At 75.2% G+C, this 26,257-nt stretch carries 24 protein-coding genes and 1 pseudogene; 9 read left to right on the top strand and 16 right to left on the bottom strand.

From position 1 onward, the window contains the following. Window positions 1-82: 82 nt before the first annotated feature. The 6 genes and pseudogenes from ACZ6Z8_RS17425 to ACZ6Z8_RS17400 form a co-directional block, all read right to left on the bottom strand. Window positions 83-784 carry a class I SAM-dependent methyltransferase gene (locus tag ACZ6Z8_RS17425; protein ID WP_465610616.1) on the bottom strand — a complete coding sequence of 234 codons (702 nt, stop codon included), beginning with the start codon at window positions 782-784 and terminating at the stop codon, window positions 83-85. 141 nt (window positions 785-925) lie between these two features. Continuing rightward, window positions 926-1,675 (bottom strand): LysM peptidoglycan-binding domain-containing protein, encoded by a 750-nt coding sequence (locus ACZ6Z8_RS17420; protein WP_465610614.1) that lies wholly within the window; start codon window positions 1,673-1,675, stop codon window positions 926-928. 554 nt (window positions 1,676-2,229) lie between these two features. Next, window positions 2,230-2,898, bottom strand: a complete 669-nt coding sequence (locus ACZ6Z8_RS17415) for a response regulator transcription factor (RefSeq protein WP_465611117.1) — start codon at window positions 2,896-2,898, stop codon at window positions 2,230-2,232. Between the two features lie 137 nt (window positions 2,899-3,035). Continuing rightward, on the bottom strand, window positions 3,036-4,703 hold the full coding sequence (locus ACZ6Z8_RS17410) for a sensor histidine kinase (protein ID WP_465611116.1): 1,668 nt from the start codon (window positions 4,701-4,703) through the stop codon (window positions 3,036-3,038). A 45-nt stretch (window positions 4,704-4,748) separates the two neighbouring features. Next, a complete protein-coding gene (locus ACZ6Z8_RS17405; protein WP_465610612.1) occupies window positions 4,749-7,376 on the bottom strand; it encodes a SpoIIE family protein phosphatase in 2,628 nt (875 codons plus the stop codon). Window positions 7,377-7,511: 135 nt separating this feature from the next. Continuing rightward, window positions 7,512-8,082: pseudogene (locus ACZ6Z8_RS17400) on the bottom strand (Uma2 family endonuclease). Between the two features lie 147 nt (window positions 8,083-8,229). Here ACZ6Z8_RS17400 and ACZ6Z8_RS17395 point away from each other — a divergent pair. Together ACZ6Z8_RS17395 and ACZ6Z8_RS17390 are read left to right on the top strand one after the other, a co-directional pair. Next, window positions 8,230-9,552 carry an outer membrane protein assembly factor BamB family protein gene (locus ACZ6Z8_RS17395; RefSeq protein WP_465610610.1) on the top strand — a complete coding sequence of 441 codons (1,323 nt, stop codon included), beginning with the start codon at window positions 8,230-8,232 and terminating at the stop codon, window positions 9,550-9,552. A 50-nt stretch (window positions 9,553-9,602) separates the two neighbouring features. Beyond that, window positions 9,603-10,238 carry a nucleoside/nucleotide kinase family protein gene (locus tag ACZ6Z8_RS17390; protein ID WP_465610608.1) on the top strand — a complete coding sequence of 212 codons (636 nt, stop codon included), beginning with the start codon at window positions 9,603-9,605 and terminating at the stop codon, window positions 10,236-10,238. A 44-nt stretch (window positions 10,239-10,282) separates the two neighbouring features. Here the strand turns inward: ACZ6Z8_RS17390 and ACZ6Z8_RS17385 are convergent, their stop codons facing one another. The 5 genes from ACZ6Z8_RS17385 to ACZ6Z8_RS17365 form a co-directional block, all read right to left on the bottom strand. Then, window positions 10,283-11,089, bottom strand: a complete 807-nt coding sequence (locus ACZ6Z8_RS17385) for a DNA-formamidopyrimidine glycosylase family protein (RefSeq protein WP_465610606.1) — start codon at window positions 11,087-11,089, stop codon at window positions 10,283-10,285. Window positions 11,090-11,142: 53 nt separating this feature from the next. Next, complete coding sequence (locus ACZ6Z8_RS17380) at window positions 11,143-11,604, bottom strand: universal stress protein (protein WP_465610604.1); 462 nt, start codon at window positions 11,602-11,604, stop codon at window positions 11,143-11,145. A 130-nt stretch (window positions 11,605-11,734) separates the two neighbouring features. After that, entirely contained in the window at window positions 11,735-12,694 is a 960-nt protein-coding gene (locus ACZ6Z8_RS17375) for a zinc metalloprotease (RefSeq protein WP_465610602.1), read from the bottom strand. Between the two features lie 100 nt (window positions 12,695-12,794). Then, entirely contained in the window at window positions 12,795-13,418 is a 624-nt protein-coding gene (locus ACZ6Z8_RS17370) for a P-loop nucleotide/nucleoside kinase family protein (RefSeq protein ID WP_465610600.1), read from the bottom strand. Between the two features lie 143 nt (window positions 13,419-13,561). Beyond that, window positions 13,562-14,488, bottom strand: coding sequence for an LLM class F420-dependent oxidoreductase (locus ACZ6Z8_RS17365; RefSeq protein ID WP_465610598.1), 927 nt, complete (start codon window positions 14,486-14,488; stop codon window positions 13,562-13,564). Between the two features lie 142 nt (window positions 14,489-14,630). Here ACZ6Z8_RS17365 and ACZ6Z8_RS17360 point away from each other — a divergent pair, with 142 nt between their 5' ends. Then, window positions 14,631-14,984 (top strand): DUF6401 family natural product biosynthesis protein, encoded by a 354-nt coding sequence (locus tag ACZ6Z8_RS17360; RefSeq protein ID WP_402823608.1) that lies wholly within the window; start codon window positions 14,631-14,633, stop codon window positions 14,982-14,984. Window positions 14,985-14,997: 13 nt separating this feature from the next. Here ACZ6Z8_RS17360 and ACZ6Z8_RS17355 read toward each other — a convergent pair whose 3' ends face one another. Next, window positions 14,998-15,804: a mechanosensitive ion channel family protein gene (locus ACZ6Z8_RS17355; protein ID WP_465610596.1), complete on the bottom strand. Its 807-nt coding sequence runs from the start codon at window positions 15,802-15,804 to the stop codon at window positions 14,998-15,000. Window positions 15,805-16,033: 229 nt separating this feature from the next. Between ACZ6Z8_RS17355 and ACZ6Z8_RS17350 the strand changes: the two genes are divergently transcribed. Then, on the top strand, window positions 16,034-16,795 hold the full coding sequence (locus tag ACZ6Z8_RS17350) for an alpha/beta hydrolase (protein ID WP_465610594.1): 762 nt from the start codon (window positions 16,034-16,036) through the stop codon (window positions 16,793-16,795). 47 nt (window positions 16,796-16,842) lie between these two features. Here the strand turns inward: ACZ6Z8_RS17350 and ACZ6Z8_RS17345 are convergent, their stop codons facing one another. After that, the gene (locus ACZ6Z8_RS17345; RefSeq protein WP_465610592.1) at window positions 16,843-17,826 is read right to left on the bottom strand and encodes a hypothetical protein; all 984 of its coding nucleotides are present in this window, start codon (window positions 17,824-17,826) and stop codon (window positions 16,843-16,845) included. A gap of 167 nt (window positions 17,827-17,993) precedes the next feature. Further along, complete coding sequence (locus ACZ6Z8_RS17340; RefSeq protein ID WP_465610590.1) at window positions 17,994-18,584, bottom strand: isochorismatase family protein; 591 nt, start codon at window positions 18,582-18,584, stop codon at window positions 17,994-17,996. 139 nt (window positions 18,585-18,723) lie between these two features. Here ACZ6Z8_RS17340 and ACZ6Z8_RS17335 point away from each other — a divergent pair, with 139 nt between their 5' ends. Further along, complete coding sequence (locus ACZ6Z8_RS17335; protein WP_465610588.1) at window positions 18,724-19,725, top strand: GlxA family transcriptional regulator; 1,002 nt, start codon at window positions 18,724-18,726, stop codon at window positions 19,723-19,725. Window positions 19,726-19,776: 51 nt separating this feature from the next. Here ACZ6Z8_RS17335 and ACZ6Z8_RS17330 read toward each other — a convergent pair whose 3' ends face one another. Together ACZ6Z8_RS17330 and ACZ6Z8_RS17325 are read right to left on the bottom strand one after the other, a co-directional pair. Continuing rightward, window positions 19,777-21,225 (bottom strand): sensor histidine kinase, encoded by a 1,449-nt coding sequence (locus ACZ6Z8_RS17330; RefSeq protein WP_465611114.1) that lies wholly within the window; start codon window positions 21,223-21,225, stop codon window positions 19,777-19,779. 17 nt (window positions 21,226-21,242) lie between these two features. Beyond that, entirely contained in the window at window positions 21,243-21,983 is a 741-nt protein-coding gene (locus ACZ6Z8_RS17325; protein WP_465610587.1) for a response regulator transcription factor, read from the bottom strand. Window positions 21,984-22,214: 231 nt separating this feature from the next. Between ACZ6Z8_RS17325 and ACZ6Z8_RS17320 the strand changes: the two genes are divergently transcribed. The 4 genes from ACZ6Z8_RS17320 to ACZ6Z8_RS17305 all read left to right on the top strand — a co-directional run bounded on the left by ACZ6Z8_RS17320 (window position 22,215) and on the right by ACZ6Z8_RS17305 (window position 25,992). Further along, window positions 22,215-23,582, top strand: coding sequence for a ferredoxin reductase family protein (locus ACZ6Z8_RS17320; RefSeq protein ID WP_465610585.1), 1,368 nt, complete (start codon window positions 22,215-22,217; stop codon window positions 23,580-23,582). A 56-nt stretch (window positions 23,583-23,638) separates the two neighbouring features. After that, window positions 23,639-24,124, top strand: a complete 486-nt coding sequence (locus tag ACZ6Z8_RS17315) for an FMN-binding protein (RefSeq protein WP_465610583.1) — start codon at window positions 23,639-23,641, stop codon at window positions 24,122-24,124. Window positions 24,125-24,155: 31 nt separating this feature from the next. Next, window positions 24,156-24,941 (top strand): FAD:protein FMN transferase, encoded by a 786-nt coding sequence (locus ACZ6Z8_RS17310; RefSeq protein WP_465611112.1) that lies wholly within the window; start codon window positions 24,156-24,158, stop codon window positions 24,939-24,941. A 148-nt stretch (window positions 24,942-25,089) separates the two neighbouring features. Further along, a complete protein-coding gene (locus tag ACZ6Z8_RS17305; RefSeq protein ID WP_465610581.1) occupies window positions 25,090-25,992 on the top strand; it encodes an SAM-dependent methyltransferase in 903 nt (300 codons plus the stop codon). Window positions 25,993-26,257: the final 265 nt, after the last annotated feature.

The raw sequence follows: 26,257 nt of genomic DNA, 5'->3' as shown, positions 1-26,257 counted from the left end.
CCCGCTCTCGGCGTGTGAGTCGATCCTGTTCCGGATTCCTTGACATCTCCGGCGGCATTCGGACGTTGCGTTCAACGTTCAACTACGACTCCGGGCGCTCCGGGGGCGCGTAGCGGTAGTACGAACCGACCGCCGGCTGCCCGGTCCAGTTCGGGCCGGCCGCCGGGTCGGCGCCCGCGTACTCGAACGGCAGCCGGACCGGCCGCCCGCCGTCCAGGAGCAGCAGGTGACGGCGCGCCCGGTAGTCGAACCCGGCGGCCCGCAACGCTGCCACCACCGGGCGGGCCGCACTGGAACCGTCGGGCCGGCGCACCGACTCGGGGTCGAAGTGGGCGGCGAACCGGCCGTCCGGGGTGAGCCAGCAGGCGGCGCGGGCGATCGCGCCGAGCTGGTCGCCGAGGTAGTGCAGGCCGTGCACACAGGTGATCAGGTGGTACGACCGCTCGGGGGCCCAGTCCGCGAGCGCCGCCGTCACCAGCCGCAGCCGCGGGCCGGGCTGCGGGATCCGGAAGGCGCGCCCCACCGGACCGACCAGGTCGACCCCGGTCAGCTCGGCCGCCGCGGGCAGCACTCGGGCGGCCTCCGCGAGCGCCCGGCCCTCCCCGCTGCACAGGTCCAGCCAGCCTGGCGCGGCCCCACCGTGCTCCCGCAACCAGGCGGCGGGGTCGAAACCGAGCTCGCGGGCGTAGCTGTTCACTCCGCCGAGCCCGCGCTCGCGGTTCATCGTGCTGTTGGCCACCACCGAGGAGGCGGTGAGCTCACTGTCACTGACCAGTCGGACCATCAGCCAACCCTACTGACGGGGAGTTCGCCCGAACGCGCCGAGTGGCCACCCCTGAGCTGGGGTGGCCACTCGGCCGCGCCGAACCACGCCGGACCGCGCCGGAGCGCGGCGGGGCGCGGCGGGGCGCGGCGCGGCGGGGCGTCAGACGGTGAGGGTCTGACCCGGGAAGATCAGGTCCGGGTCGGCGCCGATGGTGCGGACGTTCTTCCCGTACAGGCTTTCGGTGTCGACGCCGAACTTGGCGGCGATCCCGCTCAGCGTGTCACCGCTCCTGACGGTGTAGCTGCCACCGGAGGTGTTCTTCTCCGCCGCGGGCGCCGACTCCGCCGGCTTGGCCGACGGACGGCCCTGCGCGGCCTTCGGAGCCTGCGGCTTCGCCTTCGGGGCGGCCTGCTGCGGGGCCTTGGGCGCCGCCTTCGCGGCGTGCTTGGCGGCCGGCTGGGCGTCGGCCGAGCCCTGGTCGGAGGAGGTGTCGGCGGCCGCCGGGGCGCCGCCCTTGCTCAGGCCCGCCTTCTTGGAGCAGACGGGCCAGGCGCCCGGCCCCTGCGAGGCGAGCACCTTCTCGGCGACGGCGATCTGCTGCGCCCTGGTCGCCTGGTTGGCCTGGGAGGCGTACGCGGTCCCGCCGTACGCGGCCCAGGTGGAGGGGGTGAACTGCAGTCCGCCGTGGAAGCCGTTGCCGGTGCTGATGCTCCAGTTCCCGCCGCTCTCGCACTGGGCGACGGCGTCCCAGGTGGAGGAGGGTGCGGCGGAGGCCGAGGTGGCCGTGACGAGGCCGGCCACCGGCAGGGCCGCGACTGCGGCACCTGCGACGACCGCCATCCGCAGGCGGTTGCGCTTGCCGGTGGCGGTGGTGTCGGTGGCAGCGGCGGTCTCGTGACGGGAAGTCATGAATGTCCTCTCGACAAGCCCCGGGCGGGCAGGCGGAACCAGGCCCGGGACATGGGCCGGTCGGTCACGCTCACCTCACTCGTCGGGCGGCCGGACACGTGTCGGACGTGCCGTGCCGCCCCGGTCACCTCCGCTCGCCGACGGCCTGTTCGAGCCGGTCTCGTCGGCGGGCACCGCCCTCGCGCCGGTGGTCAGTCGGCGGACGGTGCGTCGGGGTGAACCCGGGTGGCGCTCGTTGCGCCGCCAAGAAAGCTAGGGGCATGTCCGGGGCGCAGCAAGCAGTTCTTGGTCTTCGCAGGTCAGTTGACTGTTACCGGCGGTATCGATCAAGAAATCGCGCCCGGTTTGACCGGGTTTGACCGCATTCTCAGGGCCTAACGATCAATTTCCGTGCCAACGCTCACATCTGTCCATCCGTAAAGTCCCGCACACCATCGACCGTCCGCGACCGGCCGCTGACGGACCGTCACCGCGGTATCCGGAGTTCCCGCTTCGGGGCGGCAGTTGAGTGGCATCCGCCACTGCCGGCGCGCTCGGTGACGGTACGAACTCCCTCAGTGACGGCCGTCGAGCTCGGCGTCCCGCGCCAGGAGCGCCGCCTGGACCCGGTTCTCACAGCCCAGCTTCGCCAGGATCCGGCTGACGTACGTCTTCACCGTGGCCTCGCTCATGTGGATCCGGGCCCCCGCGTCCGCGTTGGACAGGCCCTCCCCGAGCAGCCCCAGCACCTCCAGCTCGCGCGCGGTGAGCACCTCCAGCCGGCGCCGCGCCTCCGCGCCGCGGGCGGCCGCCGAGGCGCTGCGCCCGGAGGCCAGCGAGTCGACGATGTACCGGGTCGCGGCCGGGGAGAGGAAGGCGTTCCCGCCGGCCGCCGCCCGGACGGCCTGGATCAGCTCGTTCGGCGCGGTGTCCTTGAGGAGGAACCCGGCACCGCCCTCGCTCACGGCGCGCAGGACGTTCTCGCGCTCCCCGAAGGTGGTGAGGATGATCGCCCGTGCGCCGGGTGCGACCCTCCCGAGCTCCCGGAGCGCGGTCAGTCCGTCCATCACCGGCATCTGAATGTCCAGCAGGACGACGTCCACCCGGTGCGCCCGGGCCAGGTCCAGCGCCTCCCGGCCGTCGGCGGCCTCCGCGACCACCTCGATGTCGTCGGCCGATCCGAGGATCATCCTGATCCCGGCCCGGATGAGCGGCTCGTCGTCGGCGACGAGGACTCGGATCACGCTGGTCATTCCCCTCGAACGGTGATGCGACTGGGGCACCATCCTCACATCCCGGCCGCCCCGCCTCCCTCCCGGGCCGGGGCGGCGGCGGGGGCGGAGGACGGGGCGGCCGGGATGCGGGCCGGTGCGGGCGGGGGTCAGTCCTTGGCGACGTACTCCACCTTCTCCGCCAGCGTCCCGTCCCTGAAGCAGAACCGCGCCACGTGGTTGTCCAGCCAGGAGTCACCGGGCTCGTCCTTGGCCAGCGAGTACCAGCGGCAGTGCGAACCCTCCGGCCGGGGCGGCCCGGCGCCCTGGTAGTCGGCGGTGAAGAAGTCGTTGCCGGGCGGCAGCCGGCGCAGCACCTCGGCCCGCGACTGGCCCGGCTGGATCCCGTCGTAGACCGACTGCGACACCGTCGAGTCGCCGGCGCCCCGGACGAAGGCCGTCACGCCCCAGGCCGTCAGGCCCGCCAGCACCAGGGTGACCGCGCCCACCCCGGCCGCGCAGCCGAGCGCCGGGCGGCGCCGCCGGCCGTCCGTCCCGTCCTGCGGCGGCAGGCCGCCGAACTCCCAGTCCTCCTCGCCCGCCGGGGCGGCGCCGCCCTCGGCCTCCGCCCCCTGGTACGGGAGGACGGCCGCCAGCCGGAAGCCCTGCTCCGGCGTGGGCCCGGCGTGCACCATGCCGCCGACCAACCGGGCTCGCTCCCGCAAGCCGGTCAGCCCCTGCCCGCCGCTCACCACCGGGCCCGCGCCGGCGTGCGCGCCGACCAGCACCGGCGCGCCCGGGTTGGTCACCTCCACCACCAGCGCGTCCGGCTCGTAGCGGAGCGCGACCGCTATCGGCGCGCCGGGGGCGTGCTTGTGCGCGTTGGTGAGCGCCTCCTGCACGATCCGGTAGGCCGCGTGGTCGACCGCGGCCGCCAGCGCGCACCGCTCGCCCTCGGTGGAGAACGCCACCTCGGCCCCGGCCGCCCGGGAGGAGTCCACCAGCCCCTCGACCCCGTCCACCCCGCCGCGGGCCGTCGGCGCGCCCGGTGCGCCCGGTGCGCCGACGGCCGGCGGCAGCGCCGTCGACTCGTCGTGCAGCACCCCGACCACCTCGCGCAGCTCGCGCATCGCCGCGACCGCCGCCTGACGCAGCACTCCGACGGCCTCGCGCTGCCGGTCACTGAGGGTGCGGTCCACCTCCAGCGCGCCCGAGTGCACGGAGATCAGCGCGAGCTGGTGGCCGAGGCTGTCGTGCATGTCCTGGGCGATCCGGTGCCGCTCGCGCAGCCGCGCCTGGTGGACCACCATCGCCCGCTCGCGCACCAGCTGGTCGTTGCGCTCCCGCAGCGCGTCCAGCAGGGCGCGGCGCTGCGCCCGGTAGCGGCTGTAGAGCGCGGGCAGGACGGCGAAGACCAGGAAGAAGCCCAGCGACAGTCCGATGATCAGCTTGGAGGCACCCGAGGCACCGTCCTTGAGCATCCCGAACGTGGAGAACATCAGATAGCTCAGGACGAAGGCGCCGACCAGCCGCCACACCCGGCTGATCCGCGCCCCGGCCGCCCAACCCGCGCACACCAGCAGCACGATCGGCCCGAGCGACCAGCCTGCGATCACCCCGGTCAACACCAGCACGGTGGCCGGGAAACCCTTCCGCAGCACCCACAGCGCGGCGACCGCGAGCCCGAACGGTACCGCCAGGTCGGTCCGGGAGAGCACCTCCAGCAGAGCGGCGACCACGCCCATGAACACGGCCAGCAGAGCCTCGCCCACCACCCGCCGCGGCCGCCAGGGCCCCGGCAGCGCCGTCCGTACCGCCTTCGACCAGGCCCGTGCCATTGCTTCCACCCGTCGAGGCTAACCGGCCGGCCGACGCGGCCGCGGTCACCCTTCGTCGCCGTCCGCGCCGACGAAAGTCGCCGGTCCGCCGGCCCGCCCGGTGCCTTCGAAGGCCGTGAGCAGCAGCGCCACGTCGTCCACCCGCCCGGTGGAGCCGACCTCGCGCAGCAGCCGCTCGGCCAGTTCCTCCAGCTCCTCCCCCGCCCGGCCGTGCGCCAGCGCGGCCCGCAACCGGTCCACTCCCTGGTCGATCGCCACCTCCGGGTCCTCCACCAGGCCGTCGGTGTAGAGGACAAGCAGCGAACCGGGCCGCAGCCGCAGCTCGCTCACCGGGTACGCGGCCCGCTCGTCCACGCCCAGCAGCGGCCCGCCGGAGACGTACAGCGCCTCGGCCCGCCCGTCCGGGTGGCGCAGGACCGGCGGCAGGTGCCCGGCCCGGCCGATCCGCGCCGTGCCGTCCGCCGGGGTCAGGCGGACCAGGCAGCAGCTGGCGAGCAGGCCGGGATCGAGGTCCAGCAGCAGCCGGTTGGTACGGGCGAGCACCTGGTCGGGCGGCTCGCCGCTGCTGGCGAAGGCGCGGACGGCGCTGCGCAGCTGGCCCATCGCGGCGGCGGCGGCCACGCTGTGGCCCTCGACATCGCCGATCACCAGGGTGAGGTCCGCACCGGTGACGATCGCGTCGTACCAGTCGCCGCCGATCTCCATGCCCTGGGTGCCGGGCAGGTAGCGGGCGGCGGTCCGGATGCCGGGCACCCGCGGCAGCCGGTGCGGCAGCAGGGCCTGCTGGAGGCCGCGGGCCACGGCGAACTCCGCGTCGTAGAGCCGGGCGCGCTCCAGCGCCTGGGCGATGAAGCCGCCCAGACCGGTGAGCAGCCCGCGCTCCTCCAGCGTGAAGGAGCGCGCGCGGTCGAAGCCGAGGATGCAGCTGCCGACCGGACGGCCGGAGGCGATCAGCGGCAGGAACGCCCAGGCGCCCATCTCGTCCAGGGCGAGGCCCGGGTAGGCGGCGGCGAGTTCGCGGACCGACTCGAAGAAGATCGGGCTGCCGGTGCTGAGCGCCTCGGCGCCGGGAACGCGGGCGTCGATCGGGGTGCCCTCGAAGCCGTCCAGGAAGCCGTCCGGGTAACCGGCCTGCGAGACCAGGTGCAGCCGCTGCCCGTGCACCCCGTAGATGGCGAGTTCCTGGCCGCCGAACGCCGGGAGGATCTCCTCGGCCACCGCCCGGCACACGTCGCGTACGGTGACCGCCTCGGTGAGCGCGCTGGCCAGCTGGAGCAGGTGGTGGGTGCTGCCCACGCCTCCCCGGCCGGCGCCCGGGCCGGGCCCGGCCGGCGCTTCGGCCGCGTCCGGTGGGGACTCGGCGGCGACCACCCGGCCGGTCATGCCGTGCCCGTCGGGGAAGAGCGAGAAGGCCAGCCAGGCGTCCGGCGGGCGGGCGGCCAGGAAGGTGGTCGGCTGCTGGGAGAGCAGGGCCGCGCGGTAGCGGTTCTCGTAGAAGGGGTCGGCGAGCCAGGGCAGCACCTCCCAGGGGCGGCGGCCGACCAGTTCCTCCCGGGTCGCCCGCAGCAGCGGCTCGGCGGCCCGGTTGACGTAACCGACCAGGCCGTCCGGGTCGAGCGAGAAGACGCCCTCGCGCAGCCGCTCCACGGCGGCCGCGGCGGCGGTCAGGGTGCGCACGTCCAGGACCGCGCCGACCAGGTGGGTCCCGCCCCCGGCGATCGCGCCGGGCACCCGGGCCCACAGCTCCACCGGGTACGGGTGCCCTCCCGGCCCGAGCACCCGCACCCGGGCGGCCAGCACCTCACCGCTGACCAGGGCGGTCCGGGCGGCGGCCCGGAACTCGGGTACGTCCCCGGGAGCGATCCGCCCGGTCAGACAGCCCACCGTGCCGTCGAACTCACCGGGCGCCAGGCCGAAGATCGCGCGGAACTGCGTGTCCGCGGCCAGCGCCCCGGTGACCACGTCCCAGTCGAACAGCCCGACCCGGGTGATGGGCGCGGACGGCGGCGGCAGTTCCACCACCGCGGCGTCGCTCCCCGGCTCCACCGACTGCCCGGCCGCCGCCAGCTCGGAGAGCCCGGCGCCCAGCCGGGAGGCGATCGGCGCCAGCTGCTCGCCCTCGTGGGCCGGCACGCCGTCGTCCGAGGCCGGCCACAGGACGCTCAGCACCCCGAACCGCTCCCCGCCGTGCTCCACCGGCACGAAGGCCGAGGCGAAGTCGTAGGGCAGCCCGACCGCGAGCTGCGGGAAGCGCCGCATGGTGTCCTCGGGGTCGGACAGCGTGACGCTCCGGCCGGTCCGGAAGCACACCGCCACCGGCAACGGCCCGGCGGCCGCGATCCGCCGGAACGGACTCATGATCGACAGCGGCACCCCGGCGACGGTGCGCAGCACCAGCGACCGCCGGTCCCGCGACCGCAGGTACACCATCGCCGCGTACGCCCCGGTGGACCCCAGCACCCGCCGCACGGCCTTCGCCAGCAACGCGTCACGCTCGTGCACGGCGTCGGCGTCGGCGAGTGCGTCGGGGAGTGCGTCGGGGAGTGCGTCGCCTTCCGGGGGCGCCACCGACACCGGTTCCGGAGCCGTTTCCAGGACCGGTTCCGAAGCCGTCTCCGGGCCCGCCCCGCGGGCCGGCTCGGCGGCCCCGCCGGCCGCCTGCGGATGGCGCATGCTCCCTTGCTACGTCCGGCCCGCACCCCTGTCAAGGCGAGCCGCCACCGCCCCGGTCGGCCCACGGACCCCACCCGCACCAGCCCGAACGCCGCGAACACCCGATGGACGTACTCCCCCGAGCAGGTGACGGGCCTACGGCAGCTCGGTGAGGTCGACCTCCACCGGGTACGGCACGGCGGCCTTCACCAGTCCGGTGAACACCTCACCGACCCGATAGGTCCTGCTCTCCGCGTCCAGCAGATGGGTGTGGACGACCGGCACCCGGCCCGCCGCCTGCTCGACCCGCCAGTAGAAGGGGATACCCGCCTTCGCACTACTGGTCGAGCTTGACCAGCCGGTCGGTTGTCTCCGAGCCCGGCGAGACAACCTCCACCAGCAGCAGCACGTGCTCCGGTCTGACAAGCGGCGCGTCGAAAGCGTCAACACGGTAGACCACCACGTCGGGCCGACGGTTGTTGAGCGGCACGTCCTGGAGCCGCACGTCGAAGTCGGTGTCCGCGATCCACTCCTCACCGCCCGCCCTGTCAAGGGCGTTCGCCAGAAGGCGTCCGATCCGGTTGTGACGCCTTGAGGCGCTGGGGCTCACAACGACCATGCCGTCGACGATCTCGATCCCCGCACACTGTTCCTCAGTCCAGGAGTCGTACTCCTCACTGGTGATCTGCCGGTGCATCCACTCGGGTGCGATCATCTCGGCCGTCACGGCGGACCTCCCCGGTCTCCTGCGCGGGCCTGTGCTGCGCCACAGCCTAGTGCGGCACGGCGATGTCCTCGGATGGTTCGGGGACCGTTCGATATCCTCCCGGCGAGCGGTGGCGCCGAGGCCGCCAGGGGTGGAGGTGGGAGCGGTATGCAGTCGCCGTCGTCCGAGGGGGCCGCGCGGGAGGGTTCGTGGCAGTGGGACGAGGCGGCCGGCGGGGCCGAGGCGCCCGCGGACGTGCTCGGCGGGAGCGGGAGCGGGGGCGGGGGCAGGCCGCGGTTGAGCCGGCGGGGGCTGCTGGCCGGGGCCGGGCTGCTGGCGGTCGGCGGAGCGGTGTGGGCGCTGGGCCGCTCGGACGGCGGGCCGGTGCCGCGGCCGCCCCTCCCGGTACCGACCGCGGTGTCCGGGCCGACGCCGCTGTGGACGTACCGGGGCGAGCAGGCGATGACCCCCGAGCGGCTGGTCGCCGCGCCGCGGCGCCCGGTGTTCCTGTCGAAGGCCGGCCTGCAGGTCCTCGACCCGGTCGGCGGCGGCCCCGGCCGGCTGCTGGTGTTCGACCCGCCGCCGCCCCCGAACTGGCCGAGTGACGCCGAGCCGTCCGGCGGGAAGGTCGCGATCGGGCCGGACCACCTGTTCAGCGTCGAGTCGAAGGGCCACCTGGACGCCCGTCACCTCAGCGATCCGGCCGGCGACTGGAGCCTGCCGCTGCCCGACGAGCTGTCCACCCGGCTCCAGCTCACCTGCACGGCGACCGGCGTCCTCTACGGCTTCGCCTGGGCCCCGTTCCGCCAGGAGGAGCTCTTCCCCGGCACCAGGCTCTTCGCCCTCGGGCTGGACGAGCGCACCGTGCTCTGGTCCGTCGCCGCCCCGCACCAGGAGCAGCCGGTCGCCCCCGCCACCGGGGGCGGCGCGGGCCTGCTGGCCTGCGCCCGCTCGCTCGGCGACGGCTCCGAGCTGGCCGTCCGGGACGCCGCCACCGGGCGGCAACTGTGGACCGCCCCCGGCCCGGAGGGCCTGCGCTGGTGCGTCGCCGGTGGCGACGGCTTCCTCGTCCCCGACGGCACGGGCGGGGTGCGCATGCTGGGCCCCGGCGGAGAGCCCCGCTGGACGCACTTCCCCGCCCGGGGCGAGTCCTGGCGGGCGCTGCCGCCCGTCCCGGACGGCGCCCGGGTGTTCGTCCCGCGTGACAGCGGCGTCGTCACCTGCAACGACCTGGCCACCGGTGCCGTGCTGTGGTCCCGCAAGCTGCCGTTCCCGCTGGACAGCCGTAGCCGCCCGCTGGTCGTCGGCGGCACGCTGTACGTCCCGGGACCGGCGGCCGTCGGGGTCTGCGCGATCGACGCCGCGACGGGCCGCCCGCGCTGGACCTTCCACGACTCCGGCCCGGGCCGCGACGTGTGGACCGTCGCCACCGACGGGACCCGCCTCTACGCCGGCCACGACGACGTCCTGCACGCGATCCCGACGGCCTGACGCCCCGCCCCCGTTGACCCGGACGGCCCGACGGACGGCAGGATGGCCTGGTGCAGGTACGCCCGATCTCCCCCGACAAGCTGGCCGAGCTGCTCGCCGACCGGATCACCGCGCTGCCCGGCGCCGGCGAGCGGTGGCTGCGGATCGCCGTGGACGGCGCCGCGGCCGCCCGGCCCGGGCTGCTCGCCGACGCCCTGGTGGAGCCGCTGCGGCTGCGCGGCCGCCCCGCGTTGCGGGTGTCCGCGGAGGACTTCCTGCGTCCGGCCTCGATTCGGCTGGAGTACGGCCACCAGGACTCCGACGCCTTCCACGACCTCTGGCTGGACGACGGCGCCCTGCTGCGCGAGGTGCTGGACCCGTTGGAGCCGGGTGGCAGCGGCCGGGTGCTGCCCTCGCTGCGCGACCCGGCGACCGACCGCTCGACCCGGGCACCGTACGTCCAACTCCCGCCGGGGGGCGTGCTGTTGCTGGACGGCGCGCTGCTGCTCGGCCGCTGGCTGCCGCTGGAGCTGACCGTCCATCTGGCGCTCACCCCGGCCGCACTGGCGCGCCGCACCCCGGCCGACCGGCAGTGGACGCTGCCCGCCTTCGCCCGCTACGAGGCGGAGACCGGGCCGGCCGGGGCCGCCGACGTCGTCGTCCGGGTGGACGACCCGCGCCACCCCGCGCTGGTGGAGCGCGCGTAGGGCCGGTCAGGCCGGAGTTCCGAGCCCGGCGGGGACGGTTCCGGTCAGCCCCTGCCCACCGGGGCCGGTCCCCGCTGGCAGTACGGGCACCAGAACACCGCCCGGTCGCGCGGGGCGTCGCCCTGGCGCCCGGTCAGGACGGGCGTGACGCAGCGCGGGCAGGGCCGCCCGGCCCGGCCGTAGACCCAGTGCCGGTAGCCGGGCCGGGTGTCGCCGGTGGTGATGTGGCCGGGGCGCAGCTTGTTGGCCTCCAGCATCTGCCGGGCGCGCGCCACCAGCCGGTCGGGATGCGGGACTTCGCCGACCTCGGTCCACGGGGTCACCCCGGCCACGAAGCAGAGTTCGTTGGCGTAGACGTTGCCGATGCCGGCCAGGTTGCGCTGGTCGAGCAGGGCCTCGGCGAGGGGCCGGGCGGGGCGGGAGAGGAGGCGGCGGACGGCCTCGACCGGGTCCCAGTCGGGCCCGAGCAGGTCGGGGCCGAGGTGGCCGACGGCCCGCCCCTCGTCGGTGGTGCGCAGCAGTTCGACGACCGGGAGCCGGTAGCCGACGGCGGTGCCGTGCTCGGTGCCGAGGAGGGCGCGGATCTGCCAGGCGGGGCCGCCGCTCCAGCGCTCGCCGGGCCGGTAGACCTCCCAGCGGCCGTCCATCCGCAGGTGGGTGTGCAGGGTGAGGCCGCCTTCGAGGCGGGTGAGCAGGTGCTTCCCGCGCGGGCGGACCTCCAGCACCCGGCGCCCGGCGAGCGCGGCGGTCGCGTGCGCGGGCACCCGCAGTTCGGCGCTGGTCAGCAGCTGTCCGGCGAGGGTGTCGTGCAGCCGGGCCGCCACGCGGTAGATGGAGTCACCTTCTGGCATGACTCCATTCTGGTCCGCGTGGCGGCCCGGCGCGGCGCCGCCCCCGGTGGCGGCTACAGGGAGTGGGCGCCGCCCTCGACGTAGCCCTCGCGCACCACGACCACCGGGCACGGTGCGTGCTCGGTGAGGTGGCGGCTGACCGAGCCCAGCAGCACGCCGGAGAAGCCGCCGAGGCCGCGGCTGCCGACGACCAGCAGCGCCGCGCCCTTGGCGACCTGCAGCAGTGCGCCCGCCGCGTTGCCGGGCACCACGCTCTCCCTGATCAGCACGCCGGCGTCCTGGCCGATGACCTTGAGGACGCTCTCCGAGAGGGTCTTTCCGGCGAGCTCCTCCGGGTTGTACACCTCGGCCGGCACGCTCGTGCCGCCCCAGCCGTAGAAGGCCGGGTACTCCCAGGCCGCGACCGCGTCGACCGTCCCGCCGACGGCCTTGGCGTAGTCGACCGCCCAGCGCAGCGCCTGCTCCGAGGCGGGCGAGCCGTCCACACCGACGACGATCCGGGGGCTGCCAGTCATGCCGTGTCTCCTTCGGTTGCTCCTGCTCGTCCCAACCCGCCAAACATAGATCAAATCGGACAAATGGCAGGCAATTGCCGCGCCGGGTACGGCGTTTCGCACGCCGGGCCCCCACCGCCCTGCCACCGACTCAACTGCGGTAGGCGGCCCAGGACTTGGTCATCAACTGGACCTGGCCCGGGGTGAACTGGGTCATGCAGGAGTCGTAGCTGTAGTCCATGAAGTTGTGGATCGGGTCGAGCCCGCCGCCTGGGCAGCTGTGGCGGCCCTCGGGGCAGCCGTAGCCGGGGGTGCGCTCGGGCGGGGTGTCGTCCACGTAGTCGCCCGGGAACAGGCAGCCGCCCTGGAAGGTGTGGAAGAGGCCGAGCCAGTGGCCGATCTCGTGGGTGGCGGTGTTGCCCTCGTTGTAGTGGGTGGCCGGGCCGCCGGGCAGCGAGTCGTCCAGGACGACCACGCCGTCGTCGGCCGGCCGGGTGCGGTAGGCGTCGGGGAAGGTCGACCAGCCGAGCAGGGAGTCGCCGAGGTGGGCGGTGTACAGGTTGAGGGTGCCCTGGTCGCCCTTGCGCAGGGCGGACTTCATCGCCTGCTCGGCGGCGGAGCCGGGCATCAGCCCGTGGTACCAGCCGGCGTTGTCGGTCCAGTCGGTGCCCACCAGCCGGAAGTGGAACGGGGTCGGCGTGTTGCCCTCGCCCTGGCCTCCGTAGGTGGCGTTCAGGTGGTCGATCTGGGCCGCGACGACGCCCTCGTCGAGCCGGCCGGCGTCCCCGGCGTGGATCACGTGGACGTACACCGGGATGCCGGTCGGGGCGGCGGCCAGCGGGACGTGGGTGGGGCCGAGCTCGGCGAGCCGGTCCGCCAGGTCCGCCTGCATCGCCCGGGCCCGGTCGGCGCTCACCGCGTTCGGGTCCCCGCCGGCCCGGCTGCCGGCCGGCTTGCGGGCCGCGGCGTCACCGCCCTCGCAGACGGCCGCCGCCACCGCGCGGTGCGGGGCCGGCGCCGCGAACTGGCTCAGGCCTGCCGCGGCGACCAGCGCGACGGCGCAGGGGAACAGGCGGGGGGCACGCGAGCGCACCCGGGCAGTACGGCGCATCAGCGCTCCTGACGGGGGAGTCGACGGGGCTTCGGCCGCCCATCGGGCCCGCCCACCGGCAACCGCCGGCGCCCGGCGCCCGGCGCGGACGCGCACGAGACTACGACGCCGAGAAGTCGATCTCCCGCAGGGCGCGCGCGGCGCCCCGGTCGAGTACCACGGCCGACGCACAGCCGGCCGGCGGCCGCCCCGCCCCGAGCAGCAGCCGCCGCAGCCGGGCGGCCGCGGCCCGGTGCCGGGCGAAGGCGTAGCGCGAGACCCGCCGCCCGCGCCGCCGCTGCCCCGCCCGGGCCTCGGCCGGGTCGGCGTCGAGCAGCAGCAGGTGCACCCGGCGGCCCTGCCGTTCGGCGGCCCGGACGAGCCAGGCCCGGACGAACGGCAGCGTGCCGCAGTCGTGCACCGCGAGCGGACCGCCGTCCAGCACGGCCCGGCGCAGCCGCCGGTAGTGGGCGAGCCGGACCAGCGGGCGGTAGAGCGCGTACGGGAGCCGCCCGGGCAGCCGGGCCGCGTACTCCTCGCGGACCAGCTGGGAGTCGACCAGCGGGGCGCGGACGCAGCGGCGCATCAGGGTGCTCTTGCCGCTGCCGGGCAGGCCGGTGACGATCAGCAGGTCACCGGCGGGGTAGCGCAGGACGGCCGGTCCGGGGCCGCGCAGCCCGTGCACGCCGCTGCGGACCACCCGACTGCCGGCACCACGGCCGTCGGCGCCGCGGGGCGGCGGCACCCGTGGCACCGCCGCCCGCGGTGTTCGTACGCCCGTCACCCGGTCCTCCCCCGCCGTTACCGTCCCTGGAGCATGGCGCATTCCCAAGAACGAGTAAAGGCCAGTGGTCAGGGCGGGTGCGAGGAACCGCCGCCCCGGGGCCGCTAACCCAGCTGGGGGGCGACCCGGGAGGCGACCAGCTCCAGGTGGTCGAGGTCGCCCAGGTCCAGCACCTGGAGGTAGAACCGCCGGCTGCCCACCGCCGCGTACCGGCCGATCTTCTCCACGACCTCGTCCGGGGTGCCGGCCAGGCCGTTCTCCTTCAGCTCGTCCACCTCGCGGCCGATCGCGGCGGCCCGGCGCGCCACCTCTGCGTCGTCCCGGCCGACGCAGAGCACCAGGGCGTTGGAGTACACCAGCTCGTCGGCCGAACGGCCCGCCTGCTCGACGGCGTCCCGGACCCGGCCGAACTGGGCGGCGGTGTCCTCCGGCGAGGCGAACGGCAGGTTGAACTCGTCGGCGAAGCGGGCGGCCAGCGCCGGGGTGCGCTTCGGGCCCAGACCGCCGACCAGCACCGGGATGTGCTCCTGGACGGGCTTGGGCAGCGCGGGCGAGTCGGTGAGCGTGTAGTACTTCCCGGCGAAGTCGAAGGTGTCGCCGAGTTCGGTCCGCCACAGCCCGGTGATGATCTCCAGCTGCTCCTCCAGCCGCCCGAACCGCTCCTTCGGGAAGGGGATGCCGTAGGCGGTGTGCTCGGCCTCGTACCAGCCGGCACCGAGGCCGAACTCGACCCGGCCGCCGCTCATCGCGTCGACCTGGGCGACCTGGATCGCGGTGACGCCCGGCAGCCGGAAGGTGGCGGCGGTCATCAGGGTGCCGAGGCGGATGGTGCTGGTGTCGCGGGCGAGGCCGGCCAGGGTGATCCAGGCGTCGGTGGGGCCGGGCAGGCCGTCGACGCCGCCCATCTTCAGGTAGTGGTCGGAACGGAAGAAGGCGCTGAAGACCCCGAGCTCCTCGGCGGTGCGGGCCACCCGGAGGAGGGTGTCGTAGGTCGCGCCCTGCTGGGGCTCGGTGAAGATACGAAGATCCATGCGGACCATTCTGGTACGGACCGCCGGTTCGGAAACGCAGGGAACCGGCCATGCCACGGAACGTTCCGGAGGTGGCCAAGGTCTCAGCACGGAACCGTCACAGCCCGGCCTGCCCGCTCGGCCGCTCGCCTACCGTGGACGGATGTTCGCGACCCCCGACGAGTCCTACCGGCCCTCCCCCGACGGGCCGGCCGGCTGCCCGCTGCCCGGCATCGTGGCCGCCTTCACGCCCCGGCTGGCCGAGTTCGCCTTCGAGCCCGGCTTCGTCGCGGCGGTCGACCAGCACGCGGCGATGCTGCGCGAACTGCTGTACGCGCAGGGGCCGGAGCTGGCGCCCCGGCCCCTGGACCGTGAGGAACTGTCGGACTACGCGCTGGGCTTCCTGGACGCGCTCACCGAGATCGGCTGGCGGGAGCCGGTCGGCTACGACTACGCCGTCACCCGGCTGACCGCGATCTGCTGGCTGGTGCGCGAGCAGGGCCTGTTGGGGGTGTGACGGCCGCCGGCCCTCAGCGGTCCTGACCGGGGTCGATGCCCGGGGCCGGCGGGTAGCCCTGGCCGGTCTGGGTGGTCGGCCGCGCCGGCTGGTTGGTCAGCGCGTCGGAGCGGCCGGCCTGGTACGCGCTGCCGCGCAGCCGGGCGGTCTCCTGCTCGGCGCTGTCCAGCCACCGCTCCCAGCGCTGGCGCATCGGCATGATCAGACCACCGCCGACGCCGACCACCAGCACACCCGTGATGGTGGCGAGCGCGGCGATCAGCACCGGACCGGTGATCGCGGTCGCGATCCCGACCTGGCCGAGCGCCGCGATCACGCCGAGCGCCACGATGAACCCCCAGGCCACCGTCGAGACGGTGCGGCCGTACGCGGCACCGGAGAGCGCGTTGCCGACGATGTCGCGCACGGCGTTGGCGATGGCCATCGCCACCACCACGATCGCGACCGCGACGATGCCCCTGGGCAGCCAGGCGACGATGCCGTGGATCATCACGCTGATCGGGTTCGGGCCGAAGACGCCGAACGCCAGCTGCAGGGCCATCAGCAGGATCGCGTAGTAGACGATCTTGCAGATGATGCCGGTCATGTCGTACTTCGAGCCGCTCAGGTAACGGGCCATCCCGGCCCGCTCGGCGACCCGCTCCGATCCGATCCGGCGCAGCACCCGGTCCAGGACCCCGGCGATCGCCTTGGCCACGAACCAGCCGATGACCAGGATCACCAGGAAGGCGAGGAACTGCGGAATGACCTTGGCGATCTTGGACCAGGCCTGGGTGAAACCCGACCCGAAGTCGACGGAGAGTGCGAGCTGCTGAGCCACGGAGTCCTCCACTCGGTGACACGGCGCCAGAACGGCGCGGTCGACCCCCCACCCTTCGTGGATAGCAGCCCCCCGCCGCTCCCGCGCGCGCCCGGTCGGCGGGATGGTTCCCTCGGGTGAACACGCCGCCCGTACGCCCGCGTACAGTGGCGGTCCGGGCCGGGGCCCGGGGGTTGGCGGGTCACGGGTCCCGTGCAGGTGACGGGTTACGGAGCTGGACGGTGCAGAGGTGACGACAAGCAGTACGGGCGCGGCCACTCACGACGCGCTGCGCTGGCGGGTGCGCCCCCCGGCGGCCCGGGCCGCCGTCCTCGTCCTCCACGGCGGTGAGGAGCACAACCTCGCCCGCCCCCGCCCGCTCAACCTCCCCCTGCTGCGCATGCACGGCTTCGTCCGCGCGCTGACCAGGGCGACGGCGGGCACCGGCATCGCCCTCGGCACCGTCCGCTATCGCCACCGCGGCTGGAACGGCGCCCGCGCCGACGCCGCCCTGGACGCCCTCGCCGCACTCGACGAACTCGCCTCGACCCTCGGCCCGGTGCCCACCGTCCTGGTCGGCCACTCCATGGGCGGCCGCGCCGCCCTGCGGGCCGGCGGCCACCCGGCCGTCACCGGCCTGGTCGCCCTCGCGCCCTGGTGCCCCGCCGAGGACCCCTGCGACCACCTCGCCGGCCGGGACGTCCTCCTCCTCCACGGCGACCGCGACACCGTCACCCCACCCGCCGACACCCGCGCCTTCGCCGCCCGCAGCCGCGCCGCCGGCGCCCGCGTCTGCGGCTACACCGTCACCGGCAGCGGCCACGCCATGCTCCAGCGCATCCCCGACTGGCACCGCGCCACCACCCGCCTCACCACCGCCCTCCTCGGCCTCCACCCCTTCCCCGCCGAAACCGCCTCCGCCCTCGCCCTCCCGTCCACCTCTCCGGAAGCCCTCACCCTCCCCCTCCCCCGCCAACCCCGCCCGGCGCCCACGCTGGGGACACCCGCCTGATCCCGGACGAGGCCCACCGGTACCGGCCTCGCGATCGCCGCGGCGCGCTACTCCGCGCGTGGGGCGGGGAGGTGGCCGGCGAGGAGGGCGCGGCCCAGGGGGGTGGGGCGGTGAGTGACGGTGCGGCCGGTGCGGTCCTTGGCGGTGAGGCCGGAGTCGGCGAGGACGGTGGCGTGTTCGCTGGCGGAGGCGGTGGAGATGTCGAGGAGGGCGGCCAGGTCCTTGGTGGAGCAGGGGCCGTGGCTGGCGATGGCCGCCAGGGCGGCGGCGCGGGTCTGGCCGAGCAGGGCCGTGAGGGTGCGGCTGGGGGTGGGTTCGGACTCGGGCTGCAAGGGGCCGCCGATCCTCGCCGGGTAGAGGAGGACGGGCTGTTGGCGCGGGTCCTCGAAGCGGGCGATGACGGGACGGCGGGGGCCGAACACGCAGGGCTGGAGCAGGAGTCCGCGGCCGTCCAGCCGGACGTCGTGCCGGCAGCCGTTCGCGAGCGGGAAGCTGAGCACGGGACGGCGCCAGGACACGGACGGGTGCAGCGAGTTGAGGACCTGGTCCGGTGCGGTGTTCCGGCGGCGGCGGCCGTGCTCGGTGGTCACGATGGTCTCGATCTGCCGGCGGTAGGGGTCTATCGCCCGGGTCTGGTACTCGGCGGTGACGTGGCCGAGCAGCTTCCTGGCCCGCCGGTCCCCCGCCGCCACGCCGCGGGCGAAGGCGCTCAACTGCCGTTCTCCGCCGACGGATCGCAGGTGGTCGCGGAGCGGTTCCTCGGGTGCCCCGGCGGTGGCGCTCTCGGTGGCGCCCGGGTCCCGCCGGACGGTGAGGAACTCCGGGATCGCCGAAGGGGTGTAGAGGTCGAAGAGCAGCGCGGTGCGCGGGTTCCAGGACGCCCGCAGCCGGTTGCGCCAGGCCTGGAAGCGCGGGTCGCAGCGGCCGCTGACCAGGGCGTGGACGCTGAGGGACAGCTCCATCGACATGTCGGGGCGCTCCGCGACCCGGATCCGTTCCAGGTCGTCCGCACCGAAGAAGATTCGCAGCACGGACGCGATCGTCACCCCGCGGGCGCCCGGTCCGCAAGACCGTTCGGCGAGAACCGAATCCATGGCGGAACGGGCCGGGCGCGGCGAGACTCGTCCCGCCGGCGGCGGGTGCGGATGACGGACCGGGCCCGCCGCCGGCGGGCGGGCCCGACCGGTGGTGACCGGCCTCAGCCGAGGTCGGCGGCCGACTCCACCACCACCCCGTAGAGGTCCCCGACCGTGGCGAGCGCGCCCCGGTGGACCTGATCCGCGGTGAGCTCCGCGCCGCCGGACCGCAGCGGGCGGGTGGCGCAGGCGTCGGCGACGACGGTGGGGCGGTTGCCGCGCAGGAAGGCCCCGGCGGTGGTGAAGGCGACGCACAGGTGGGTCATGAATCCGGCGATCACCACGTCCTGGTGTCCGGCCGCGTCCACCAGCTCGCCCAGCTCGGTGCTGACGAAGGCGTCCGGGGCCTGCTTGACGACCACCCGCTCGCCCTCGGCGGGGGCGACGTCCGGGTGGATCCGTCCGATCTCGGCGCGGACGTCGTACGGGGTGCCCGGGCCGCCGTCGTTGACGACGTGGATGACGGTGGCACCGGCGGCCCGGGCCCGGGCGAGCAGTTCGGCGCCCGCGTCGAGGGCCTCGCGCCAGCCGGTCAGTTCCATCACACCGCGGGTGTAGGTGTTCTGGTAGTCGATCAGGAGCAGCGTCGCCCCGCCGAGCGCGGCGGGCTTGTCGTCGAGGCCGTTGAGGGTGCGCAGGGTGGTGGTGGGCACGGCTGTTCCGCCTTCGTCGCGTGGAGGGGGTTCTTCGCAGGTCACACCGGGTGCGGCCTGCCTCTGGAACGCTACGGGCGGGCTCGGCACGGCGGCAATGCCGTCTAACCTGCAGATTCCGACATCGAGGGGGCAGTGCGTGGAGAAGCGGCTGATCGTCATCGTCCTGTTCGAGGGCGTCGACCTGCTGGACGTCACCGGACCGCCGGAGGTGTTCTCGCTGGTCCGGCGGGAGACCGCCGACGCGGTCGGCTACCGGGTGGTGCTGGCCGCCGCGACCACCGAGCCGGTCACCACCGCCGCCGGGGTGCGGATCCTGCCCGACCTGACCTTCGACCGGGCCGCCGCCGAGGGCGGCATCGACACCCTGCTGGTGCCGGGGGCGGTGGAAGTGGACGGCGGACGGGTCCAGGCACTCACCGACCCGGCGGTGGTCGACCACGTCCGCACCCTGGCCGCCCGGGCCCGCCGGGTCGCCTCCGTCTGCGTCGGCGCCCACCTGCTGGCCGCCGCCGGACTGCTGGACGGCAAACGGGCCACCACCCACTGGTCGACCGCGGGCCAACTCGCCGCCGAGTACCCGCAGATCGAGGTGGACGCCGACCCGATCTTCATCCGCGAGGGCGAGGTGTGGACGGGCGCGGGCATCAGCGCCTGCCTGGACCTCTCGCTCGCGCTGGTCGCCGAGGACTTCGGCGAGGAGCTCGCCCTGCGGGTCGCCCGGCAGCTGGTCATGTACCTCAAACGCCCCAGCGGCCAGAGCCAGTTCAGCGTGCCGCTGGAGCCGGTCTCCACCACCCGGCGGATCGAGGAGCTGCGCCACCACATCCTGCGCAACCTCTCCGGCCGGCTCACCGTGCCGGACCTCGCGGCCCACGCCAACGTCAGCGAACGGCAGTTGGTGCGGATCTTCAAGTCCGAGCTGGGCACCACCCCGAGCGCCTACGTCGAGTCGGCCCGGGTCGAACTCGCCCGCCACCGGCTGGAGTCCGGCGACGACACCCTCGAACGCATCGCCACCACCTGCGGGTTCGGCACCACGGACACCCTGGTGCGCGCCTTCCGCCGCCGCCTGGACACCACGCCCACGGACTACCGGCGGCGCTTCCGCACGGCCCCGCCGCCGTCGGCCGGACCGTGAACGGCCTACGGCATCACGGCCCCGCCGGCCGGACCGTGGACGAGCACCGCGTCACACCGCCGGCAGCCGGACGGTGAACGAGGTACGCCCGGGCCGGCTGGCCGCCTCGACCGTGCCGCCGTGCGCCCGCACCACGGCCCGGACGATGGCCAGGCCCAGGCCGGTGGAGCCGGTGGCCCGGGAGCGGGCGCGGTCCCCCCGGACGAACCGCTCGAAGACCCGCTCCAGCAGCTCCGCCGGGATCCCGGGACCCTCGTCGGTGACGCTCAACTCCGTTCCATCGCGCGCGAGTTCGAGGCGCAGCTCGACCGCCGTACCGGCCGGGGTGTGGGTGCGGGCGTTGGCCAGCAGGTTGGCCACCACCTGGCTCAGCCGGTGTTCGTCCCCGCGCACCAGCACCGGTTCCTCCGGCAGAACCAGGCGCCAGCGGTGGTCCGGCCCGGCCGCCCGGGCGTCGGCCACCGCGCCCAGCACGATCCGGGTGAGGTCCACCTCGTCCTCGGCCAGCGGGCGGCCGGCGTCCAGCCGGGCGAGCAGCAGCAGGTCCTCGACGATCGCGCCCATCCGCAGCGCCTCGGCGTCGATCCGCTCCAGCGAGTGCCGCACCTGGCCGGGCACCTCCCCGGGGTGGCGCAGCGCCAGTTCGGCGTGGCCGCGGACGGCCGCCACCGGGGTGCGCAGCTCGTGGCTGGCGTCGGCGGCGAAGCCGCGCAGCCGCTCCTCCACCGCGTGGCGGCGGGCCAGCGCGTCGCCGACGTGGCCCAGCATCCGGTTGAGCGCCGCGCCGACCCGGCCGACCTCGGTGCGGGGATCGTCGTCCGGCACCCGCTCGGCGAGCATCACCTCGCCGCTGGCCAGCGGCAGCGCGCTGACCCGCTCGGCCATGCCGACCACCCGCCGCAGCGGGCGCAGCGAGAAGCCGACCCAGAGGGCCCCGGCCGCGCCGGCCGCCGTGACCGCGATCGCGAAGACGGTCAGCTCCAGGGTCTCCAGCCGCTCCACGGTGTCCTCGGCGGGTTTCACCGGCAGCCCGCTGACCAGCACGTCGCCGTCCCGACCGGCCACCGCCCGGACCCGGTAGTGGCCCAGCGTGCCGCCGAGGTCGAGGGTTCGGGCCGGTCCGCCGACGGGCAGGGCGGCCAGGGCACGCTGCCGGTCGGGCGGGAAGGAGACCCGGTCGTCCTCGTCACCGGGGTCGCCGACGTCGTCGGCGTCCCCGTCGACCACCCCGGCGGCGGTCACCCGGCCGCCCAGCAGCCGCACGCCCAGGGTGCCGGGGGTCTGGGCCCGGGTGTCCGGGCCGGCGCCGGCACCCGTGTGCTCCAGGCTGGCGGCGTAGCGGCCACCGGTCTCGGCGAGCTGCTGGTCGAGCCGGTCGACCAGGAAGTGGCGCAGGGCGGCGGCGGTGGCGAAGCCGACGGCGGCGCAGGTGACGACCAGCAGCACCAGCAGGCCGGCGATCAGCCGGGCGCGCAGGGTCCGGGGGAAGAGCCGCTTCAGGAGGCGCACGGCACGGCTCACGGCGCGGCCTTGATCAGGTAGCCCGCGCCGCGCACGGTGTGGATCATCGGGCTGCGGCCGGCGTCCAGCTTCTTGCGCAGGTAGCTGATGTACAGCTCCACGATGTGGGCCTGCCCGCCGAAGTCGTACGACCAGACCGCCTCCAGGATCTGCGCCTTGCTGAGCACCTGCCGGGGGTGGCGCATCAGGTGGGCGAGCAGCGCGTACTCGGTCGGGCTGAGCTCGATGGTCTCGCCGTCGCGGGTCACCTCGCGGGCCCGGTCGTCGAGGACGAGGTCGCCGAGCACCAGGGCGTGCGCGGGCGGCTGCGCCGGGCCGGCGGGCGGGGCGGCCCGGCGCAGCAGTCCGCGCAGCCGGACCACCACTTCGGCCAGGCTGAACGGCTTGGTCACGTAGTCGTCGCCGCCCGCCGCGATGCCCGCGATCCGCTCCTCGACGGCGTCCCGGGCGGTGAGGAAGAGCACCCGCACCTCGGGCTGCTCGGCGTGCACCCGGCGCAGCACCTCCAGGCCGTCGAGGTCGGGCAGCATCACGTCCAGCACCACGGCGTGCGGGCGCCACCGCGCCGCCTCCCGGACGGCCTCCAGGCCGGTGGTCGCGCCCCGCGCCTGCCAGCCCTCGTAGCGGACGGCGCCGCAGACCACCTCCACCAGGTCCGGTTCGTCGTCGACGACCAGGACGCGCCAGTCGGGTCGGTCGTCCGGGTGCCGGTCCGGGCGGCCGTCGGTGTCGTCCATGGTGCTCCCTGGGTCGGGCGGTGGGCGACGGTCATTCTGGCCCGCCGCGATGAGAAACCCGTGAGATCGCCGGATCTGGTTCGTGAACCCTGACATGACTTCTGACCTGCGGCGATGGCACTCCAGGAGGGCACCGGAGCGGGCTGTCCTCAGAGGGGACTCAGAGCTTGCGGTGCGATCGTGGACCGCCTCGGCGGGGCCGTGCCGCCGCCGGGAGTCGAGGAGGACCCGATGACCACTGCCACCGCGCCGAAGTCCCGGCCCGTGCCCGCCCGTCCGCGCCACCGGGCGGCGGCCCGTCCGCCGCTCGCCCTGCCCCCGAACGCGGCGCTCGCGCTGATCGCCGCCGGGGCGCTCGGCGTGCTCGGGCTGTGGTGGGTGAACACCGCCTCCGTGGTCGGCGCGGCCGGGTGGCTGACCGGCGCCGGGCGGATCACCGGCCTGCTCGCCGGGTACGCCGCACCGGTGCTGCTCCTGCTGATGGCCCGGCTGCCGCCGGTGGAACGCGGGGTCGGCGCCGACCGGTTGGCCCGCTGGCACGCGTACGGCGGACGCTGGCTGGTCGCCCTGGTCTCGGTGCACGTGCTGACCGTCGTCCAGGGCTACGCGCTCACCGACGGGCGCGGGCCGGTCGGTGAGGGCGTGGAGATCGTCTTCCACTACCCCGAGATGATCAAGGCCTCCCTGGGCACCCTGCTGATGCTCGGCACCGGCCTGGTCTCCGCCCGGGCGGCCCGCCGCCGGCTCTCCTACGAGACCTGGTACTACCTGCACCTGGCGACCTACCTCGCCGTCGCGCTCGCCTTCGCCCACCAGCTGGCCACCGGCGCCGACCTGGGCGGCGGCCCCGGCCAGGCCGCCTGGTACGCGCTCTACTTCGGCACGGCGGCGCTGATCGGCTGGTTCCGGCTGCTGCGGCCGTGGCTGCTCGACCGGCGGCACGGCCTGCGGGTGGCCGAGGTGCGGCAGGAGGGCCCCGGTGTGGTGTCGCTGTTCCTCTCCGGCCGACGGCTGGACGAACTCCGCGCCGAGCCGGGCCAGTTCTTCCGGCTGCAGTTCCAGGCGCCCGGGCTGCGCTGGGCCGCCAACCCGTACTCGCTGTCCGCGCCGCCGCGTCCGGACTTCCTCCGCTTCACCGTCAAGGACCTCGGCGGGCACAGCGCCGCCGTCGCCGCGCTGCGGCCGGGCACACGGGTGCGGGCCGAGGGGCCGTACGGGGCGTTCACCGGGCGGCAGCAGCGGCAGCGCCAGGTGCTGCTGCTCGGGGTCGGGGTGGGGATCACGCCGCTGCGGGCGCTGTTCGAGACCCTGCCGGGCGAGGTCACGCTGGTGCAGCGGGCGCGGCGCGCGGAGGACGTGCTGTTCCGGGCCGAGCTGGCCGAGGTCGCCCGGCGGCGCGGCGGGGTGGTGCACGAGCTGCTCGGCTCGCGGGAACAGGTCGGGGACCTCGGCGCGGCGCTCGCGCGGCTGGTGCCGGACCTGGCCGAGCACGAGGTGTACCTGTGCGGGCCCGAGGCCGTCGCCGAGGAGGCCGTACGGGCGCTGCGGGCGGCCGGGGTGCGGGCGGGGCGCATCCACCGCGAGTCCTTCGTCCTCTGACCCCTTTCCACTTCCCACGCCTACACGTCCACGCTTCCGGAGGAGTTGTCCTGTCCATGCGCCGAGCCGTCGTCACCAGTGCCGCCACCGCTGCCGGGGTGGTGCTGCTGCTCTCGCTCAAACCGCACGAGGCGACCGGGTCCGCGCCGGTGATCAGCTCGGGGTCGGGGCCGGGGTCGGGGCCGGGGTCGGGGTCCGGCTCCGGCACCACCGACACCTCGCCGGGCCCGTCCGCCTCCCCCGCACCCGCCACCGGTGGCGGCGCCACCCGGAAGGTCAGCGGGGACACCGTGAACACCCGGTACGGCCCGGTGCAGGTGCAGGTCACCCTCGCCGGCAGCCGGATCACCACCGTCGACGTGGTCAAGTACCCGAGCCAGGACCGCCGGGACCGCGAGATCAACGCCGACGCCCTGCCCGTGCTCAACCAGGAGGCGATCTCCGCGCAGAACGCCCGGATCGACGCGGTCAGCGGCGCGACCTACACCAGTGACGGCTACATCCGCTCGCTGCAGAGCGCCCTCGACCGGGCGAAGGGCTGAGGCCCCGGTGCTGCGGCACGCCGAACCCGTGATGGGCACCGTGTTCTCGATCGCCGTCCGCGACCCCGGACCGGACACCCCCGAGGCGGTACGGCGGATCGTCGAACGGCTGCACCGGATCGACGCGGTGTTCTCCACCTACCGGCCCGACAGCGACATCAGCCGGCTCGGGCGGGGCGAGATCGCCCCGGAGGACTGCGATCCCGAGGTGCGCACGGTGCTCGCCGCCTGCCGTGAGGTGGCGGCCGAGACCGACGGCTACTTCACCGAGCGGCCCGGCGGCCGGCTCGACCCCAGCGGCTGGGTCAAGGGCTGGGCGATCAAGGAGGCCGCCCGGCTGCTGCGCACCTCCGGCGCCCGGCAGTTCTGTGTCAACGGCGGCGGCGACGTGCAGACCTGCGGCGGTCCGTGGCGGCTCGGCGTCGCCCATCCCGGACGACCGGGCATGCTCGCCGCCGTCCTGGCCGGCAGCGACCTCGCCGTCGCCACCTCCGGCACCGCCGAGCGCGGTGCCCACATCCTCGACCCCCGCACCGGCCGACCGGCGGACGGCCTGGCCTCGCTCACCCTGGTCGGCGCCCCGGGCACCGGCATCGCCCGCACCGACGCCTGGGCGACCGCCGCCTTCGCGATGGGCCCCGATCGCGCGCTGGCCTGGGCGGCCCGCCGGCCGGGGGTGGAGGCGCTCGCGGTGCTGCCGGACGGGTCCAAGCGCTGGACGCCGGGACTGCCCGGACACCTCCCACCCTCCGGGCCGGCCGACTGGCTGCCGGGTCCCTGGCAGCCGGGTGCCCGGCAGCCGACCGCCGCATACTGACCGGCCGTGCCAACTTTGCTCCTGTCGGCCCGAGTTCCCCCCATCGGGTGAACCCCGGCGATCATGGCGCGCCGATCTCCGCCCGGTGACGGATAGTGGGGAACCGATCGGGCACGGACCGCCCGTCCCCCAGCAGCAGGAGCGGCGCATGAGTGTCGGCGTGACGGAGAACCCCGGCGTGACCGGGGGCGTGGAGCTCACCACCCTGTTGGTCGCCGCCGCCCGGGCGATCGAGACCCACCGCCCCGACGCCCTCGCCCGGGACCGGTACGCCGAGCACTTCGTGCGCGCCGCCCCCGCCGCCGCGCACTGGCCCGTCCACCCCCGCGACGTCCCCGACGGCGAGGCCGACCCGCTGTGGGGGCGACTCGGCCGCTACTTCGCGCTGCGGACAAGGGCGTTCGACGACCAGCTGCTGCGGGCCGTCCAACTCGGCGCCCGGCAGGTCGTCCTGCTCGGGGCCGGACTCGACGCTCGGGCGTACCGGCTGGACTGGCCCGGCGACTGCACCCTCTACGAGGTCGACCGGCCCGAAGTGCTCGCCTTCAAGGAGCGCGTACTGGACGGGTTGGAAGCCGCAGCGACCGACCTGCCCACCGCCCACCGGGCGGCCGTCGAGGCCGACCTCCGCACCGACTGGGCCGGGGCCCTGACCGCCGCCGGGTTCCACCCGGGCCACCCGACCGCCTGGCTCGCCGAAGGCCTGCTGCTCCACCTGCCCGGCCCGGCGGAACGCGAACTCTTCGCCGCCGTCGACCGGTTGAGCGCCCCCGGCTCCACCCTGGCCTACGAGGCCAGGCTCGGCCCCGAGTCCACGGCGGTCCGCGACCACCCGGTCCACACCGCGCTCCGCGACCGGACGGGCATCGACCTGCCCGCCCTGCTCGACGCGGACCCCCGCCCCGACACCCTTGCCGACCTCACCGCACGCGGCTGGTCCACCACCGTCCACACGCCCTACGAGTTCACCCGGCACTACGGCCGCGGCCCGCTCCCCGAACCGGACGACGCCCTCGCCGCCAACCGCTGGGTCTTCGCCGTCCGCCCCTGAGGCGCTGAACCCTGCCTTGCGCCCCGGCCGTCAGAAGTCCGACGGGATGGACCACCGACCCGAGTCCTCGAACCGTTCACAGCCGTCGTGCTCGAACCGCACCGTCCCGTCGAACTCCGACACCCCGTTCGCGCAGGCCCCGTAGTCCGGCCCGAGCCTGCCGGCCATCGGGAACCAGCACCGGCAGAACCCGCACTGCCGCTGGTACCACCCCTGCCGGCACTCCGGGTTCGAGGTACAGCGGGTGCGTCGGGTGATCCACCGG

The organism is Kitasatospora sp. NPDC101108, from assembly GCF_055584725.1.
The sequence above is the reverse complement of the archived record's forward strand: the minus strand, read 5'-3'. Positions and strand labels throughout refer to the sequence as shown.